15 protein-coding genes are annotated in these 17671 nt (G+C 36.2%); 6 read left to right on the forward strand and 9 right to left on the reverse strand.

Going from position 1 to position 17671, the window contains the following annotated elements; translation table 11 throughout:
* Nucleotides 1-2: 2 nt before the first annotated feature.
* The 7 genes from LF887_RS11060 to LF887_RS11090 form a co-directional block, all read right to left on the reverse strand.
* Nucleotides 3-566 (reverse strand): TlpA family protein disulfide reductase, encoded by a 564-nt coding sequence (locus LF887_RS11060; RefSeq protein WP_236859241.1) that lies wholly within the window; start codon nucleotides 564-566, stop codon nucleotides 3-5.
* 3 nt (nucleotides 567-569) lie between these two features.
* Nucleotides 570-1037 (reverse strand): nucleoside triphosphate pyrophosphohydrolase family protein, encoded by a 468-nt coding sequence (locus LF887_RS11065; protein ID WP_236859242.1) that lies wholly within the window; start codon nucleotides 1035-1037, stop codon nucleotides 570-572.
* 101 nt (nucleotides 1038-1138) lie between these two features.
* Nucleotides 1139-1543, reverse strand: coding sequence for an energy transducer TonB (locus LF887_RS11070; protein ID WP_236859243.1), 405 nt, complete (start codon nucleotides 1541-1543; stop codon nucleotides 1139-1141).
* Nucleotides 1544-1873: 330 nt separating this feature from the next.
* Nucleotides 1874-2293, reverse strand: coding sequence for a hypothetical protein (locus LF887_RS11075; protein ID WP_236859244.1), 420 nt, complete (start codon nucleotides 2291-2293; stop codon nucleotides 1874-1876).
* A 10-nt stretch (nucleotides 2294-2303) separates the two neighbouring features.
* Nucleotides 2304-3020 (reverse strand): glycohydrolase toxin TNT-related protein, encoded by a 717-nt coding sequence (locus LF887_RS11080; RefSeq protein ID WP_236859245.1) that lies wholly within the window; start codon nucleotides 3018-3020, stop codon nucleotides 2304-2306.
* A 588-nt stretch (nucleotides 3021-3608) separates the two neighbouring features.
* Complete coding sequence (locus LF887_RS11085) at nucleotides 3609-6542, reverse strand: reprolysin-like metallopeptidase (RefSeq protein ID WP_236859246.1); 2934 nt, start codon at nucleotides 6540-6542, stop codon at nucleotides 3609-3611.
* 336 nt (nucleotides 6543-6878) lie between these two features.
* The gene (locus LF887_RS11090) at nucleotides 6879-8018 is read right to left on the reverse strand and encodes an acyl-CoA dehydrogenase family protein (RefSeq protein ID WP_236859247.1); all 1140 of its coding nucleotides are present in this window, start codon (nucleotides 8016-8018) and stop codon (nucleotides 6879-6881) included.
* 190 nt (nucleotides 8019-8208) lie between these two features.
* Between LF887_RS11090 and LF887_RS11095 the strand changes: the two genes are divergently transcribed.
* The 6 genes from LF887_RS11095 (at nucleotide 8209) to LF887_RS11120 (ending at nucleotide 15320) form a co-directional block, all read left to right on the forward strand.
* Complete coding sequence (locus LF887_RS11095) at nucleotides 8209-10122, forward strand: endonuclease (protein WP_236859248.1); 1914 nt, start codon at nucleotides 8209-8211, stop codon at nucleotides 10120-10122.
* A 402-nt stretch (nucleotides 10123-10524) separates the two neighbouring features.
* Nucleotides 10525-11130 (forward strand): SatD family protein, encoded by a 606-nt coding sequence (locus tag LF887_RS11100; RefSeq protein ID WP_236859249.1) that lies wholly within the window; start codon nucleotides 10525-10527, stop codon nucleotides 11128-11130.
* A gap of 2 nt (nucleotides 11131-11132) precedes the next feature.
* A complete protein-coding gene (locus LF887_RS11105; protein ID WP_236859250.1) occupies nucleotides 11133-11828 on the forward strand; it encodes a DUF3307 domain-containing protein in 696 nt (231 codons plus the stop codon).
* A 36-nt stretch (nucleotides 11829-11864) separates the two neighbouring features.
* A complete protein-coding gene (gene purC / locus LF887_RS11110; RefSeq protein WP_236859251.1) occupies nucleotides 11865-12587 on the forward strand; it encodes a phosphoribosylaminoimidazolesuccinocarboxamide synthase in 723 nt (240 codons plus the stop codon).
* A 143-nt stretch (nucleotides 12588-12730) separates the two neighbouring features.
* Entirely contained in the window at nucleotides 12731-14230 is a 1500-nt protein-coding gene (purF, locus tag LF887_RS11115) for an amidophosphoribosyltransferase (protein WP_236859252.1), read from the forward strand.
* Nucleotides 14231-14372: 142 nt separating this feature from the next.
* Nucleotides 14373-15320, forward strand: coding sequence for a glycerophosphodiester phosphodiesterase family protein (locus LF887_RS11120; RefSeq protein ID WP_236859253.1), 948 nt, complete (start codon nucleotides 14373-14375; stop codon nucleotides 15318-15320).
* Nucleotides 15321-15433: 113 nt separating this feature from the next.
* Here the strand turns inward: LF887_RS11120 and LF887_RS11125 are convergent, their stop codons facing one another.
* Complete coding sequence (locus LF887_RS11125; protein WP_236859254.1) at nucleotides 15434-16150, reverse strand: porin family protein; 717 nt, start codon at nucleotides 16148-16150, stop codon at nucleotides 15434-15436.
* Nucleotides 16151-16939: 789 nt separating this feature from the next.
* Nucleotides 16940-17533 carry a porin family protein gene (locus LF887_RS11130; RefSeq protein WP_236859255.1) on the reverse strand — a complete coding sequence of 198 codons (594 nt, stop codon included), beginning with the start codon at nucleotides 17531-17533 and terminating at the stop codon, nucleotides 16940-16942.
* Between the last annotated feature and the right edge of the window lie 138 nt (nucleotides 17534-17671).

Here is a 17671-nt window from a genome sequence, read left to right on the forward strand (position 1 = left end):
ATCTATTTAAAAATTTCTTTGATGACGGATGAATCATTTTTTTTAAGAATTTCTGCTAAATCCCTTTCAATATAGCCTGTAGTAGGCATTTCTACAATTCTTCCAACCTCTTTTCCATATCTTTTCAATATGATGGTCGGAACTTTTTGTATATTATAAAGACTCTCATCTCCGGTAGGAGATTCCTTTTTACGATTTACGGCAATAATGGTTAATTTGCTGTCCGGATAGCTTACCGCTTCCAGAATCTTCATCAACCTTGGAATATCTCTGTGGCTGTCTTCACACCATGAGCCCATAAAAACAATGACATCGTAAGAGCCCAGTTTTTCTCTTTTAAGCTCTTTGATAGCTTTCTCGTCCAGAGCATATTCATCGTGTTCCTTTACATACCAGTCAGCATAAGGTGCTTTTAGGAATTGCTCTTTCAGCTGATGTCCCAAAAGCATTTTACCGTCTTTCTCAGTGTCTACCTCACGATTAACGACTACTTTCTGGGCGCTGAACTGCTGAACAGCCAAAAATAAGCTTGAAAAGGCAACAAGATTTGTAATAAATTTTTTCATATTTTATTTCTCAATAATCGATTTTAAATCAGCAGGAGAATAGTATTTGTTTTTTAATACTTTATGATCAGCCTGTCTGTATACATTAAATTTTTCACCAGACTTTTCATAAAAAGATTCTACTTCTTTTTCCTTGTAGAATTCAACTGTTTCCTTTGCCTGTTCTTCATTATCACAGGCTTTCGACATATTGGAACGCTGAACCTCATTGAATAACTCTACAAATTTACTGCCAAGTCCGAATTCAAGTACTGCACCACTCAAAACATACTGCAAATCACAAAGTGCATCAGCAATTTCTACAATATCATTATCTGCAATAGCTTGCTTCAGCTCATTTAATTCTTCCTGTAGAAGTTCTACTCTAAGGCTGCATCTTTCCGGAGAAGGAATTTGTGGGGTATCTAAAATAGGGGCTTTGAAAGTAGTATGGAATTCTGCTACTTGGTTCAGACTATCAATTTTATCCATGAAATTTTTTATTTACTACAAAGATAGAAAACGATTTGTAAATTGTGAAATGTACAGGATAAAATGTATTGACAAAGGGAGCTTGCGTCCGGTAGGGGAATTTAATCGATTGAATTAAAATCAATAGGAATTCTGTACCATGATTTTACAGGTTCTCCTTTTCTTTTTGCGGGAGTCCATTTTCCTTTTATCTTTTTCATGGCAAACTTTACACCTTCAAGAAAAGTTTCGTAATTCTCCACTTTAGGCTCAATATCTATATCGGTGATAGTTCCATCTATATCTACCGCAAAAGAAACAAGAAATCTTCCTTTTGGTTGATAGGAATCCGTATCCAGATAATCTTGTAAGCTCTTTTTCATTTCTTTTCTGAAGGCTCCCATTCCGCCAGGGAGAGGCGCAGACTGGTAGGCTTTATTGATATCATAGTCGGATTTGTAATTTTCAAAAAAGTCTTTTGGTACAAATGGAAAATTGAAATAAGCGGCAATTTTTTTTCCTTTCACTTCTGCAGGCTGCCACTTTTTTAAATTTCCAAGGGATTTTACAGCAAGATCAAAAGCACATTTGTTTTTTGCTATAATATCTTCATCACCCTACTTTTTTATTAAAGCCGGTTTTCCGTCCTCGTCAATCTTTAAATTGATAAAGTATATTTCAGTTTTTTCACATGGCTTTGAACCGCTTTTCAGAAAGTAATCCTGTATTTCTGAAAACATTTGTGCAGATCCTCCACTATAAGGAATGTTATTAAAATAAAAAGTCCACAATCTGGAAATTGTGAACTTTTAAAATTGTAAAACTTAGAGAAGTTAGGAACTTTTATTCTGTATAAATTATTCCAATTCCTGGTATTTCCAGACTCCTGAGATATTCAATACGGTTAATCCGGGTTGTTTTTCTCCGTAGCTGAACACACAGATGTATTTTGAATCGCAGGAAACACAATGGGTTCCAAAATATAAAGTTGGCAATTCATTAACGGTTAGTTCTCCGAAATGCTGCATTCTGCCGGATGTTTCAGTAACCATTCCGTTTTTTAATAGTTCATTTTTAGAGAGCACTTTATCTTCAGTGTAAATTTGAAGAATCGGGAATCCGGATGCATAAGGGGTTATTTCTATTCTATTTTCAGAACCGCAGTCACAGCAGGTGAATAGGGTTGCTGCAGAAGGAATGATCTCATCATTGCTGAAATGATTTTTGATAATAAGAGCTCTTTTGCTAATGCTTATCTTTTTTGATATTGAATACATCTGAGTTTGTTTATGGCTGAATTACCGTGCCTACTAAGTTAGGATATTTTCCGCTTGGACTTTTCTTGATGGTCACTTTTATATAACCTTCTTCTGCAAGCTTATTCCATGTTTTTTGAAAACCTGTATTAATGTCAATCGGGATTTTCCACATCGTTTGTTTTCCTTTTCCAGCCTGATTAAACCAAGGAATGATGTCTGCAGTCTGAGTTTTAAACTGCATTGCATTATTCAATACATCAATCTCATAATAGAAATCATATTTATCTTCAGTTTGATTTAAAGCTCTCTGTGTGAATGTATAAACATATCCATTGATGATAGGACTTGTAAAGCTTCCTCCCAGTGTAGGAGTGCCGGTTCCGTTATAACTGCCCACAGCTCCGCTGTATCTGTCGAATTTTTGTCCTGCCTGTAAAGCAACATCATCAACGATATTATAGCCGCCATTAGCCGGTGGCCATCCGCCATTCAAGTTATTAGCTTTGAAAAGGGTTTCAAGATCGCTCCATTTGCCTTGCTTATAGAGGTCGTATATCTGGCTTCTGAGCGTGGCATTCACGCTGTTGTTGGGGTCGTAGGTTACAGCAAGTTCATCAGCGCTTTTGTAGAATACCGTTGTAACGTCACCTGGTGGATTACTGATTTCCTCTTCTCTGTCTGAGCTACAGGCTATGGAAAAAGAAGCGATCGTTAAAATAAAGAAGTACTTAAATAAATGTTTCATATAAAAAAATTTAAAATTATTTGAAAATGAATGAGGTATTATAAAGGTATATGCTGTGAATACTCCTCTTTGAAACATTATCTTCTTTTTGGAGACCTTGTCAGGGTTATTTTTACAAAATTGGATTGATAGAGATGTTGATTACAAGTCTTACCCATAGGTTTTGTGATACTACGAAAGAAAGAAAATTAAGAGAAGCAAACAGAATATTCAACCGTAAAAAAACGATTTCGGTGCTCTTAATACCAGCTGGGTAAACGGTACAACAGAAAGGGTTCTATTGAGTGATAAAAGTAAATTAAAAATATTAAATATTAGTATTTTTATTTAAAATAAAAATTTATTAGTGAGAATTATTAGTAATAAATGGAATATGAATATGAAATTATAATAAAGTACGTGAGTGGTCTAAAGAGAAAAATATCTTCATAATTTACCAATTAGTTTTTATCAGATCAGTGCATCGAAATTGATAGGCTTTAAAAAAAAATAATAGTAAGATGCTGAAAATTATGCATAAAACAAAAAAAAACGAGGCTGTCTCACTTTGGAGACAGCCTCGTTCACATCGTTTGAATTTTAAAGGTATTAGTCCTTAATGAATCTCTTCGTTGTTTCTCCAACCTGTAGCATATAAGCGCCTTTGATAAGACTGCCTACATTTACAGATCCTCTCTGAAGTTTTCCTGAATCGATTAGTTTTCCACCCATATCGAAGATTTTATAATCTTCAGAAGTTGTATTTGAAATATACAGTACATCTCTTACAGGATTAGGATACAATTTAATGTCAGTGATCAGATCTTTTGTGTTGATCAGATCTCCTTTTCCAGAAGAAACGATATTAACGGTATAATCTTCAACCTGACCATATGTATAAGCTTCACATGATGAAGTAGGAATGGTGCTGTATTTCATCATTACTCTCATTCTTGTAGAACCTAAAACAGCTGTTGACGGAATTGTAACAGATCCTGTAACAGGAGTTGTGGTAGAGCCAGCTTTAGACCATACCAGTTCACCGCTGTCTGCAAAGCTTCCGTTTCCGTTATAATCAATATAAACTGCATAAGCCTCACTGTAAACAGTAGAAGTCCATGACGGAGTTATAGAAATTGTATATACACTTCCTGTAGTAACATTGGTAGATACTGAAGTGAAGTTTTCATAACCTGCAGTTCCTGTTGATGTATTGTTGATTGTTCCGAATTTTACATTTCCGATTCTTTCATCAGCTGTATTGGATGCAGAAGCAGTACAATACGTTACCGTTCCTCCTCCTGAAAGAGTCGTTACGCTTACGGTATTGCTTGAAACTGAAGTATTTCCTGCGGCATCTTTAGCTTTAACAGAGAAAGAATAATTGGTTGATGAAGTTAAGCCTGTTACCGTGTAAGTAGTAGAAGCTGTAGAGCCAATTAGTGAAGCTCCCTGATAAACGTCATAACCTGTAACGCCTACGTTGTCAGTAGCGCCTGACCAGGAAAGATTTGTGCTGGTAGCGGTGGTTCCTGAGGCTGCAAGGGTAGGAGCTGTAGGAGCAACTGTATCAGAAGAGCCTGAGCCTGCATTTACGGAAATGTTAGCGTTGTTTACATCAAAGAAGATGTGATTGGACCCTTTTACCATGATTCTTCCTGTAGTGGTAGTAGCATTAGGAATCGTTACGGCTTGCGAGCCGTCATTTGGGGTTCCCGCCAGCAGGGTGGTCCATGTATTTCCGCTGTCTGTTGACCAAAGGATGTCTACATTGGCAGCATTTACACCATTTGCAGTCGTTCCGGCTACATCCCAGGTGATGTTCTGTGAACTGCCTCCGGTGTAAGTAGTTGTAGAGTTTTGAGAAGTTACTGTAAATGGTCCTGCTGTTGCATTCACTGTGATCACAGCATCGTCAGAATTATTTCCGGAACCTCCGGCTCTGTTGTCACGAACTGTAAATCTGAAATTTAATGTTCTTGCTACTGAAGATAGAGCTTCAACAGTGATTTCCGAACCTGCTGTAGTAGTTGCTCCTGTTAATATAGAAGCCATTCTTGGGAAATATCTTACAGGTTGGGTGGTAGGTGCCCATGATCTGAAATTAGGTCCTGAAGCTTTTGTCGCACTGGCTGCTGAGCTGGCACCTGTTTGGGAAGAAGAAGCATTGTCCATCTGCTCCCAGATATACGTTAGAGAATCTCCGTCTGCATCAGTTCCGGATCCGGTAAGTACAAATGGGGTTCCTTTTGGGATCGTATAATCCAGGCCTGCATTAGAGGTTGGAATTGAATTCCCTGTACTTGTATTTACAGAACAGGTTTTTGCTTTAATGTTATTGGTGATTTGCTGAATGCTTATAGCATGGAAAAATGCATCAGAATGTGGCTGGACGTCCTGGCTGGTAATTCCGGCATATCCCATGATTGTTGATCCGGATCCAGGTTCCATATTAGCACCGGTTCCTTCATTATTCATGGAGAATGTATGGTTTCCACCGAACTGATGACCCATTTCATGGGCTACATAATCGATATCAAAATTGTCACCTGCAGGAATTGCATCTGCCGGAGAAGTGTATCCGCTTCCTTTTGAACCGTTGGTACAAATACATCCAATACATCCGGCATTTCCTCCGCCTCCGGTTGCTCCGAACAGGTGGCCGATGTCATAATTAGCTTCACCAATTACAGAAGTAAGGGTACTCTGTAACTGAGAATTCCAGCTGCTCATTCCTGAGGCTGCTGCATAAGGGTCTGTAGATGCATTGGTATAGATAACGGCGTCATTATTGGCAATAAGGACCATTCTTGCGGCGAAATCTTTTTCAAAAACACCATTCACACGGGTCATTGTGTTGTTCATAGCGGCTAATGCCTGGGCTTTTGTCCCTCCGAAATACGTGGTGTACTCTCCTGTACAGGATAAAGCCAGTCTGAATGTTCTTAACTTGGCATCGTCAGCATTCGGTCTTGCTGCAAGAGCTGAGTTTGAAACTCCTTTTTTTGCGGCATCTACTACAGTACACTCGAATTTGTTAAGATCATCCTTTTTGTCGGACTTTCTGTATACAACGTAAGTAGAAAGGTCTTTGGAATAAGGTTCAATGAATACTGCAGATTTATCTCCGTAGATTTCCATGGAAGATAATCCAAGGGGGGAAATGCTGAAGTATACTGTAGAATTAGGGTCTTCAAGGCCCTGGCCTACATAAGATTTGATATCCGGATATTTTGCCGCCAATTCCGGGGCGAAGTTAGAATTTTCCCTTACTTTGAAATTTTCCATTCTGCCTTCAGAATTAGGGAAAGAAATGATGATTTCTGATTTTTCGCCGGCTGCCAGTCGTTTTGGAGCTCTTGCCAGAACATTCTTTAATCCGTCGATATTCAAGCTGTATACCTTGGGATTAGTAATGCCTGCTTTGTTTTCAAAGATCTCTGATGGTGTTTTTCTGGAGCCTTCAGACCAAAGACGATCAGTCTGAGCGAAAGAAATACCACTAATAAGCAGCATTCCGATCAGGGTTAGTTGTTTTTTCATATTAAATATTAATTTTGATTGTGGAATATCAAAGCTAATAAAAAATATGTTACAGAAAATAAAAATATTTAAGAAAAATTCTGATTATATATCTAATGTATTATGTGATACATTGAATATAATTGAAATGAGCTTTAAATAGACGAAAACAGAAATTTTTCAAAGAGAAAAAAGTATAATTTTTGATCCTGTTAAAAATTACGAGTAAATAAAATGAGGGAAAATTTGAAATAGATAAGTTGCTAAAAAAAGCTGCCTCAGAGGTGAGGCAGCTTCGTTTTATATGTTAATAAGATAACGTTCAGTGAGATCTTATCATCTGTGATCAATGATCAATTATTTTGTAATATCTCTTCCGATTACAAGTCTTTGGATTTCTGAAGTACCTTCACCAATGGTACAAAGCTTAGAATCTCTATAGAATTTTTCAGCAGGGAAATCTTTTGTATATCCATAACCTCCGAAGATCTGAACAGCATTATTTGAAATTCTTACACAAGCTTCAGAAGCATATAGTTTTGCCATAGCTCCTTCTTTTGTCATTTTCTGTTTAGCATTTTTTAGCGTGGCAGCTCTTTGGATAAGAAGCTCAGAAGCATCAATTTCTGTTGCCATATCTGCAAGCATAAAGTTGATTGCCTGGAACTCAGAGATTGATTTTCCAAACTGATGTCTTTCTTTAGCATATTTCAAAGCTGCTTTATAAGCTCCTCTTGCAGTTCCTAAACTTAAAGCTGCAATAGAAATTCTTCCGCCATCCAAAATTTTCATAGCTTGTTTGAATCCTTCTCCAACTTCTCCAAGACGGTGAGAATCCGGTACACGTACATTGTCAAAGATCAATTCTGCAGTTTCAGAAGCACGCATTCCTAGTTTATTTTCTTTTTTTCCGGAAGAGAACCCAGGCATTCCTTTTTCTAAAACGAAAGCTGTAGAGTTGTTTTTAGCTCCCTTTTCTCCCGTTCTTGTCATTACCACGGCAATATCTCCGGAAATAGCATGAGTGATGAAATTCTTTGCTCCGTTGATGATCCACTCATCACCATCTTTAACGGCAGTAGTGGACATTCCCCCAGAGTCAGATCCTGTATTGTGTTCTGTCAATCCCCACGCTCCGATTACTTTACCGGAAGCCAGCTGAGGAAGCCATTTGTTTCTTTGTTCTTCATTTCCAAATTCATAGATATGATTGGTGCAAAGTGAGTTGTGTGCTGCTAAAGAAAGACCAATTGATGGGTCTACCTGAGAGATTTCGTCCAGAATAGTAACATACTCATGATAGCCCAGACCAGAACCTCCGTATTGTTCAGGAACTACAACCCCCATAAAGCCCATTTCTCCTAACTGGTGAAATAAGTCTTTTGGAAATGTCTGGCTTTCATCCCATTCCATAATATTCGGTCGGATATTCTTCTCTGCAAATTCTCTAGCTGTCTCCGCTATCATTTTGATGTTGTCAATAGTCTCTGTATTCATATAGATAATAGTTAGTTCCCAAAGATAACCAAATTGACGGAATGCTAAAAAAATTATTTCACTCCTAATATTTTAGGGTTCAATGTTTTAATTTCCAATTTTTTATATTTTAAAAATTAATGTTTTGTTAATAAAATATTAAGGTTTCTACCTGTTTTATTTTACTATTTTAGTCCCCCAATTTTAAGGCATGAAAAAAATTCTACTTCCTATTATTTTTATTTCCTCTTATATTTCTGCGCAGGCTCCTGCCGGATATTATAACGGAACTATAGGATTGACAGGCTACGCGCTGAAATCAAAAGTTCACGACATTATTTCAGAGAAAGTGATCAACTGGCATTATGACGACCTTCAGGGGTTTTATGGTCAGACAGATCTAGATAAATATTATGATCATAATGCTTCGAATACTGAGTATTTACTGGATATTTATTCGGAAATACCTACCGGACCAGATGCTTATGAATATAAGGTTAATCAGTTGGTTGGCGGTGTCGCTTCTGAAGGGTTAGGATATAACAGAGAACACATGATGCCGCAAAGTACATTCAGTACAAGCTCATCTATCAGTGATTATCCTATGTATTCGGATCTGAACTTCATTATCCCTGCTGATGCCTATATCAATCAGAGAAGAAACAATTACCCTTATGGAATGGGAGGGAATACCAACTTTTATAATTTTACCAATGGCTCCAGAATTGCTAATGCAGCTATTCCCAATTATCCGTATACGGGAAGGGTTTACGAACCTATTAATGAGTTTAAAGGAGATATTGCAAGAACATTACTGTATTTTGCGGTAAGATATGAGGGTAAATTAGGCTCTTTTAATACAGCTTACAGCACGTCAGCTAATATAACACCCGCTACTGATCAATGTCCGCTTGACGGAACAGAAGAAAGAGCCGTTGATCTTCCTTATATAGCAATGCTGAAGCAGTGGAACGCTCTGGATCCTGTTTCACAAAGAGAAATTGACAGGAATAATGCTATATATAGTATACAGAAAAACAGGAATCCATTTATTGACCACCCGGAATGGATTGATATGATTTGGTCTGAAACTCCGGATGCAGTAGCACCGGCAGCACCAGGTTCACTTACTTCGTCTCAGCAGAATGCTTATTTTGTTAACCTGAACTGGGTTCCTTCGCCGGATACAGACATTTTAGGGTACAGGGTTTATATGAATGGTTCTGCAACACCTGTAGCAATTACGAAAGGATCTTCAATAAGTATAGACCACCTGAGCCCGTCCACAACCTACACTTTTACCGTGAAGGCTTTTGACAAAGGTTACCTGGAGTCTCCATTCAGTAATACGGTTACGGCTACTACTTTAGATTCAGATTATTATGCTAAAGATCTTATTATTACAAAATATATATCGGGAACCAATACTCCTGCGATCAAAAATAATGCGTTAGAAATCGTTAATAAAACCGGACATGAGGTTAATTTGAATAATTACAGAATTAATGTTCAGATGAAAAATAACAGTACCGGAGCTATCTACAATGCTAATACGTATGAACTGGAAGGGAAAGTAGGAAACAATGAAACCTTTGTTATTTTGAATCCAAGAGCAACTTTATCGTGCTATACCAATGATCAGGCAAGATTTGTGACTGCCTCTGATGCTTTGATGTTCTCAGGAGAAAATTATGTAGAGCTTGCTTATAATAAAACGGTTACAGTGGACGCTATTGGAGTGAAGTATACGAATAATACAAATGGAAATGTATCTTTATACAGGAAAAGCTCAGTCAGTCAGCCATCCAGCACTTTTACCAGCGGTCAGTGGGATTCTTATCCATCTAATTACTGCCAGAATTTAGGAGAAACTTTATCTACGGCAGAACTTATTACTTCTAATAATGAGTTTAGGATATATCCGAACCCTGTTTATGATAACCTTTTTGTGAGCGGAGAGACTCAGAAAGTGAAAACCGCACAGGTTATAGATCTTTCTGGAAAGGTAATTTATACGGAGAAAGATCCGTTCAGAAATAAGAAAAATATTTCTGTACAGGGGCTTTCAGTAGGCCTGTATATCTTAAAGCTTGATGATAAGGTATATCAGTTTATAAAGAAATAGAAGACAGACCTTCGAATCCGGAGATAATGAAATGAATGTACAGACCTCACAGGTTTTTAAAATCTGTGAGGTTTTTTTATAGGAAATCAGATTGTTCATAGCCCTGATAGGAGCGGTTACCCCACAGCAAGAGAAGGGATAAAGGGGTGGCGCGAGGAGTATGAGCGGATAGCAGGAATGGCTTCTTGTATAAAAAATGATAAAAATTGAAACATAAGTGGCTGTAATATTCATGGTTTTTATCTGATCTTTATCTTTTTGTAAATTTTCAATTTTATCTAAACCCTTAAAAACCTTCTGTTTATCATATAATTGATATAAGCATATTCACTAATAATCAATATCTATAAGTGTTTCTGCTTATATTTTTTATTTATAAGTAATTATGCTTATATTTGCAGGATGATAGCGGTCATTACTGGTGATATTATAAATTCACAGCATGCAGACACGGAAGTTTGGATTACCAGACTTAAAAATCTTCTCGACACCTGGGGAAGCGCTCCCGGCACATGGGAAATCTACAGGGGAGACGAGTTCCAGTTCAAATGCAGTATAGACTCTGTCTTCTGGCATTTTCTAGCCATAAAATCTCTTATTAAAAGTCAGGAAAACCTTGATGTAAGGATTGCCATAGGAATTGGGGAAGAAAGTTTTTCTTCAGATAAGATCACTGAATCTAATGGTACAGCCTATGTACACTCAGGAAGATTGCTGAACGATATTAAAAACGACGGCCATACGGTTGCCATCAAAACTTCCAGCGACGCTGTAGACAGGGATCTTAACATCCTGCTGAAATGGTCGTCTAAAGATTTTGACAACTGGACTATGGCTACGGCAGAGATTATTCATGAAATGATCATGAATCAGGATATTACTCAGGAAGATCTTGCCAAGAGATTTGCTATTTCACAGTCTTCTATCAGCCAGAGACTGAAACGAGCCAACTATGAGCTCATCGTGGAAACCAATCAGTATTTCAGAAAGAAAATCTCAGAACTATAGGCATGATTTTTATCAAACTCATATTGGCACATCTACTCGGAGATTTTATACTTCAGCCAAATTCATGGGTTGCTGATAAGGAAAACTATAAACTGAAAAGCAGGTTTCTATATTTTCATATTCTGATTCACACGGGTTTAAGTTTTATTTTTCTTTGGGATATACAACTATGGTGGGTTGCCGTTTTGGTAGGGATTACCCATTTCATTATAGATGCTGCAAAGCTGAGTTTTCAAAATGTAAAAACAAAAAAAAGCTGGTTTTTTATTGATCAGTTTTTACATATTATGGTGATTGCAGGGGTTTCCTTTTATTTCGGAGAATTTACATGCAGCTTTTTACATAACCAGGAGTTTTTAAAAATACTGATGGCTGCTTTGTTTCTGACAACGCCTGCTTCTGTCTTTATTAAAATACTACTGTCATCATGGACTCCCGTTCCTGATGCTCAAAATACTATTCAAACCGAATCTTTAACAAGTGCCGGAAAATATATTGGAATTTTAGAACGCCTGCTGGTTTTTACATTTATCATGGTGAATCACTGGGAAGGCGTAGGTTTCATGGTGGCTGCCAAATCTGTTTTCAGATTCAGTGACCTTGTACAGGCAAAACAGAGGAAACTTACAGAATATGTGCTCGTGGGTACTCTGCTGAGTTTTGGACTGGCTGTCTTAACAGGAATAATTATTAAATAAATCAATAAATCTAACTACAATTTAGAAAGTAAAATTATGAGTCAAAAGAAAGAAATGTTGTACGAGGGTAAAGCGAAACAGGTATTTGCTACCGATAATCCTGATGAAGTAGTAGTACGTTTCAAAGACGATGCTACAGCATTTAATGCTCAAAAGAAAGGTCAGGTTGATCTTAAAGGAGAGATGAATAACGCTATTACAACTCTTATCTTTGAATATTTAAATGAAAAGGGAATCAAAACTCACTTTATCAAGCAATTGGATGAAAGGGAGCAGTTGGTAAAAAAAGTTTCTATCATTCCTCTTGAAATGGTGGTAAGAAACTATTCTGCAGGAAGTATGGCGCAAAGATTAGGAGTGGAAGAAGGAATTAAATCTCCGGTAACAATTTTTGATATCTGCTACAAAAAAGATGAGTTGGGAGATCCGCTTATCAATGATCACCACGCTGTTTTCTTAGGTGCTGCCACTTATGAGGAGCTTGATGAAATGTATGAACTGACTTCAGATATCAATGAAATCCTTATCGACCTGTTTGATAAAATCAATATTATTCTGGTAGATTTCAAAATCGAATTAGGAAAAACTTCAGATGGTGAAATCATCTTAGCTGATGAAATTTCTCCTGATACATGCAGACTTTGGGATAAAGATACCATGAAGAAATTAGATAAAGACAGATTCAGAAGAGACTTGGGAGAAGTTACTGAAGCTTATGTTGAAATCTACAACCGTCTTAAAAACCTATTGGGTAAATAAGACTTCAGATGCCATGCATCACCTGTCAGATATTGACGGTAAAAAACAATTTGTTCGTTAAAAGACAAAGTTAAATTTGAAGCTAGTTTTTAGTCTGAAATCTGAAATCTAACTTCTAAGATCTACAATTAGAAAAAATAGAAATGAAAAGTTTAGACATTCATAAAAGTGAATATTTAAAACAGTTTGAAGATCAGATTTACGGAAGGAATCTTTTCAGAACTCAGGAAGAGGAAAGATTAGATGCTCCCAACGAAGAATGTGGGATTTTCGGATTGTATTCGGACAATGATCTGGATACATTCTCTCTTTCGCAGTTCGGACTTTTTGCTTTGCAGCACAGAGGTCAGGAAGCTTGTGGTATTTCCGTCTTAAAAGATGGAAGAATCACCAATATGAAAGATGAAGGACTGGTTTTAGATGTTTATAAAGACATTCAGGAACCTGAAACTTTTATGGGAAATTCTGCAATCGGGCATACCCGTTATACCACTGCAGGAGATAAAAAGAAATATAATTTCCAGCCATTTTTCGCCAAAAACGAATATGATCAGATTATACTTTCTATAGCACACAATGGTAACCTTACCAATGCGAAAGAATTAAAAACTGAATTGGAAGCTGAGGGCGTAGTTTTCAGAGCAACATCTGATTCAGAGGTTATTTTAAGATTAATTCAAAAGAATCTTGACTTAGGACTTCGTGGTGCTATTAAAGCAACCATGGAGAAAATAAAAGGGGCTTATTCTGTAGTGGGAATGACAAGAAACAAGTTTTTTGCATTCAGAGACTTCAACGGAATCCGTCCTTTGGTTTTAGGAGCTATTGATGAGAGATCTTATGTAGTAGCATCTGAGTCTGTAGCATTAGATGCTGTAGGCGCTCAGTATGTACGTGATATCCTTCCTGGTGAGATCATTTACACCAGTGAAAATGAACCAGGGAAACTTCATTCTTATATGATGGATGAGGCAAAAGGAAAACAAAGAATCTGCTCTTTCGAATACATCTATTTTGCAAGACCCGACTCTACCTTAGAAAACATTAATGTTTATGAGATCAGAGAAAAATCCGGAGAGAAAATCTGGGAACAGTCTCCTGTAGAAGCAGATCTTGTAATCGGAGTTCCGGATTCCGGGGTTCCGGCTGCTATTGGTTTCTCGAAAGCTTCAGGAATACCTTTCCGTCCTGTTTTGATCAAAAACAGATATATTGGAAGAAGTTTTATCGTTCCTACTCAGGAAATGAGAGAAAGAGTAGTTAATCTGAAACTGAACCCTATTATTTCTGAAATGAAAGACAAGAGAGTTGTAATCATTGATGACTCTATTGTTCGTGGGACAACGTCTAAAAGACTGGTTAAGATTCTAAAAGATGCAGGAGTAAAGGAAATTCATTTCAGAAGTGTTTCTCCGCCAATTATTGCTCCATGTTACCTGGGAATTGATACTCCGTCAAAAGATGATTTGATTTCTGCAAATATGTCTACAGAAGAGCTTAAAAATTATTTAGGAGTAGATTCCTTAGAGTTTTTAAGTATAGACAATTTGAAAACTATTTTAGGATCTTCCAATCACTGTTTCGGATGCTTCACTGAAGAATATCCTGTAGGAAAAGGAGAGGAAATAGAATTATTCAGTTAATATATTTTTTTTGAATATAAAGAAAGTAGAGTCAGGCTTAGGTCTGACTCTTTTTCTTTTATAAATGTAGCAAAAGCTTAATATTCCTGTATTACATAGTACACAACTAAGTTTTAATTTTATCAGATTAAAATTTCAAGATATGAAAAGCATTTTTTTTACAGGGATATTTCTTGTATTTTCTCAATTTTATTCTTCTCAGACTTTTGATAAACAAGCCCATCGTGGAGGAAAATCTTTATATCCGGAGAATACAGTCCCGGCAATGAAGAATGCTTTAAAGATGAATATTACGACACTGGAAATGGATTTGGCGATCACTAAAGATAAAAAAGTAATTCTTTCCCATGATGCTTTCCTTTCTCCTGAGCTGGTAACAAAGCCGGACGGAACCTATATTCCGAAAGATTCCGGTTTCTATTATAAAATTTATGATATGCCTTATGCCAAGATTCAGACATTCGATGTAGGCTTAAAGAAACTCAATAATTATCCTGATCAAAAGAAAATGAAGGCTCGGAAGCCTCTTTTTTCAGAAGTGATAGATGCTTGTGAAGCATATTCACGTGAGCTTAAAAGACCTTTGCCTTTTTATAATATAGAAACCAAAACGCGCCCTTTCTCTGATCATATCTTTCATCCAGAGCCAAAGGAATTCGTAGATCTGATGATGAAGATTATTGTTGAAAAAGGAATCAAGGAGCGGGTGATTATTCAATCTTTTGATCCCAGAACACTGGAGATTATTCATAAAGAATATCCCAAAATAATGACTGCACTGCTGGTAGAAAAGGTAGATGATAAAAAAAGGGCTCAGCAGCAGGCTTATTTTAAAAATATCTCCTCAGAGAAGTTTAAGATGTATCCTGATCATATGAATGGAGTAGCAGAGGACATGAAATTCCTGAGTTTTACTCCAACAATCTACAGTCCTGATCATAATATTGTTACTGCCCAGCTTGTAAAGGAATGCCACGCATTGGGAATGAAAGTGATTCCCTGGACTGTAAATACTAAAGAAAGGTTAAAGGAACTAAAAGATATGGGAATAGACGGAGTAATCAGTGATGATCCACGGATATTTGAATAGTCTATCTATTACTTTCCTTTTAATGAAAGCATGTAAATAGCCGGAAGAAATTCTTCCGGCTATTTTATCAATGCAGAAATCTGCATTTGGGGTTAAAAAATTGGTTTTATTTATTAAAACTTGTAGTTTACACCTAATTGGAAAACTCTGTTGTTGTATGAATTCTCACCAGCAGCTCTTTCCTTATTAATGTTAGTCAAGCTATTTACATATCTTGCATTAATACCAATGTTAGAAGTAATATCATATCCCAGACCCAGACCCAAACCAAAGTTGAATTTGTTGATATCATCTTTGTTGATGTCTTCAGAATGAGAAACTTGTGTCGTGTTTGTTACATTACCTGAAGTGGTAGTAGTTGTAATATCACCTTTGTTTTTTCCATTGATGAAATAACTGAACTCAGGTCCAGCTTCAATATAGAATTTTTCAAAAGGTCTCATTTGAACCATTAATGGAACGGAGATATAATTCATTGTTAATTTATCCTGTACCTCAGTTTTAATTCTTCCTGTTGAAGTAGGAACGTCCGTAGAAGAGATAACATCTCTTGCTCCCATTTGGTTGTACATTACCTCCGGTTGAAAGCTGAATTGCTTAGAGATTGGGATATTTACAAACACTCCTGCATGAAAACCTATTTTTTGAGCATTAAGACCAAACTTCTGCTCACTGATGTAAGCTGAGTTACCTCCGGCTTTAATTCCGAATCTGATAGGCTGAACATCATTTTTTAGTGGTGATGCAGTTGCAGTTGCTACTTTTTGCGTTTCCTGTGCAAAAGCTAGCGTACCAGCAGTTAATGCTAATCCTAAGAATAACTTCTTCATAATTTTATCTTTTAATTTTACTATTTGCTTTTTTAATGTGATTTATCAATCTCACTTGAATTATTTTGCAAATTGCTTGCCAAAGTATGAAAACACTTGTTTTAAAGGCTTTTGTGAGGTTTTTTAATTTGGTTTTATTTTATGTTTTTAATACTTTTTTATGAAATAATGTTTCTATAATATCACTTTTCTTAGAATATTTTAAAGCAAGAAAAGATTTACTATTTATAAATTAAATCGAATATTTTTTAAAAATACAAATGACTGAAAAGATAAAAATTGGGATTGGAGAAAATTTCAATGGTTAAAAATCTTATCTTGATACCATTTTTTTACAGGCGGCTTTCTTTTTTTGGTCTCATTTGTGTCCTTTTGATAAATCTCATTATAAGCGAAAAAGTCAGACTTAAATGAATAAACCTGACTTTTTCTATTGAAATCAAAATGTATTGTATAGTTAAAGTAATGTAATTCCATATTCCACTGTTTTCTACTTAAAAAATTCTTTGTACAGATATTTCGTTTTGAAATGCAGATTGATTTTTAAAAGAATCAATACATCTCATTTTTTACAACAGAAAGTATAAGTTGGAAATATTTTCGGAATAGGATACAGTCACAAATTTGTAGGCAAATTTCTTGCCAAAAGTAGAATAAGAAGGATGAAAACGGTGAAAAAATGAAGAACTTTCTTATATTGTACTGATAAATAAGTATATAAAAAAACCGACTATCTAATAGCCGGTTTATATCAAATATAAAATTTATTGTTAAAGCTAAACGTGATGTTTAGAATTTATAGGCCAATCCTACCTGAAATACCCCATTTTTAGATTTATCAGTGGAGAGGTCAGGTCGGTTTTTTATAACATCGTTTAAACCTGCAACATATCTTGCCGTAAGCCCAATGTTTTGAGTGAAATAGTATCCCGCACCAAGACCAATGCCAAAATCAAAAGTCCTGAAAATGTCTTTACCATCTGTAGAGCTTGATTTATATTTTAGCTTTGAATTGATCAGAAAGCTAAATTGAGGTCCTGCCTCCAAATATAAATTAGGAAGTGCGTTATATTGAATCATCAACGGAACAGAAATGTAATCTAAGTTTACTTTTGCATTACTGTCGGCTTTAGCTTTTGCACCCATTCCGCTGTATAAAACCTCTGGTTGGAAAGAGAAGTCCTGTGCTACAGGAACATTTGCAAACAGCCCGCCATAGAATCCTGCTTTTGAGTTAGAATCACTGTTAGAAAGGCTGGAAATATTAAGACCAGCTTTTAAACCAAATCTAACAGGAGAAGAAGACGTTGCAGCTGCAGCAGTTTTCTGAGCAAAAGTGAAAGTACCTGCCATAAGTGCAAGGCCTAATAAAATCTTTTTCATAGCTATTTTATTTAATGATTATTTAAGTTTTATTTAACACTTTCTCTGTGATCAAATGCTATGCCAAAATTGGAAATCATATTTTAAAATATTGAAAATCAGTTGGAGGTGGTGCCTTTTGTTTATTATGATACTTTT

The organism is Chryseobacterium sp. MEBOG06 (assembly GCF_021869765.1).
GTDB lineage: Bacteria > Bacteroidota > Bacteroidia > Flavobacteriales > Weeksellaceae > Chryseobacterium.

Bases quoted from the DNA above. Each gene is read 5' to 3' on its own strand.
- LF887_RS11060 (WP_236859241.1), bottom strand. From the start codon at position 566: ATGAAAAAATTTATTACAAATCTTGTTGCCTTTTCAAGCTTATTTTTG.
- LF887_RS11065 (WP_236859242.1), bottom strand. From the start codon at position 1,037: ATGGATAAAATTGATAGTCTGAACCAAGTAGCAGAATTCCATACTACT.
- LF887_RS11075 (WP_236859244.1), bottom strand. From the start codon at position 2,293: ATGTATTCAATATCAAAAAAGATAAGCATTAGCAAAAGAGCTCTTATT.
- LF887_RS11080 (WP_236859245.1), bottom strand. From the start codon at position 3,020: ATGAAACATTTATTTAAGTACTTCTTTATTTTAACGATCGCTTCTTTT.
- LF887_RS11085 (WP_236859246.1), bottom strand. From the start codon at position 6,542: ATGAAAAAACAACTAACCCTGATCGGAATGCTGCTTATTAGTGGTATT.
- LF887_RS11090 (WP_236859247.1), bottom strand. From the start codon at position 8,018: ATGAATACAGAGACTATTGACAACATCAAAATGATAGCGGAGACAGCT.
- LF887_RS11095 (WP_236859248.1), top strand. From the start codon at position 8,209: ATGAAAAAAATTCTACTTCCTATTATTTTTATTTCCTCTTATATTTCT.
- LF887_RS11100 (WP_236859249.1), top strand. From the start codon at position 10,525: ATGATAGCGGTCATTACTGGTGATATTATAAATTCACAGCATGCAGAC.
- LF887_RS11105 (WP_236859250.1), top strand. From the start codon at position 11,133: ATGATTTTTATCAAACTCATATTGGCACATCTACTCGGAGATTTTATA.
- purC (WP_236859251.1), top strand. From the start codon at position 11,865: ATGAGTCAAAAGAAAGAAATGTTGTACGAGGGTAAAGCGAAACAGGTA.
- purF (WP_236859252.1), top strand. From the start codon at position 12,731: ATGAAAAGTTTAGACATTCATAAAAGTGAATATTTAAAACAGTTTGAA.
- LF887_RS11120 (WP_236859253.1), top strand. From the start codon at position 14,373: ATGAAAAGCATTTTTTTTACAGGGATATTTCTTGTATTTTCTCAATTT.
- LF887_RS11125 (WP_236859254.1), bottom strand. From the start codon at position 16,150: ATGAAGAAGTTATTCTTAGGATTAGCATTAACTGCTGGTACGCTAGCT.
- LF887_RS11130 (WP_236859255.1), bottom strand. From the start codon at position 17,533: ATGAAAAAGATTTTATTAGGCCTTGCACTTATGGCAGGTACTTTCACT.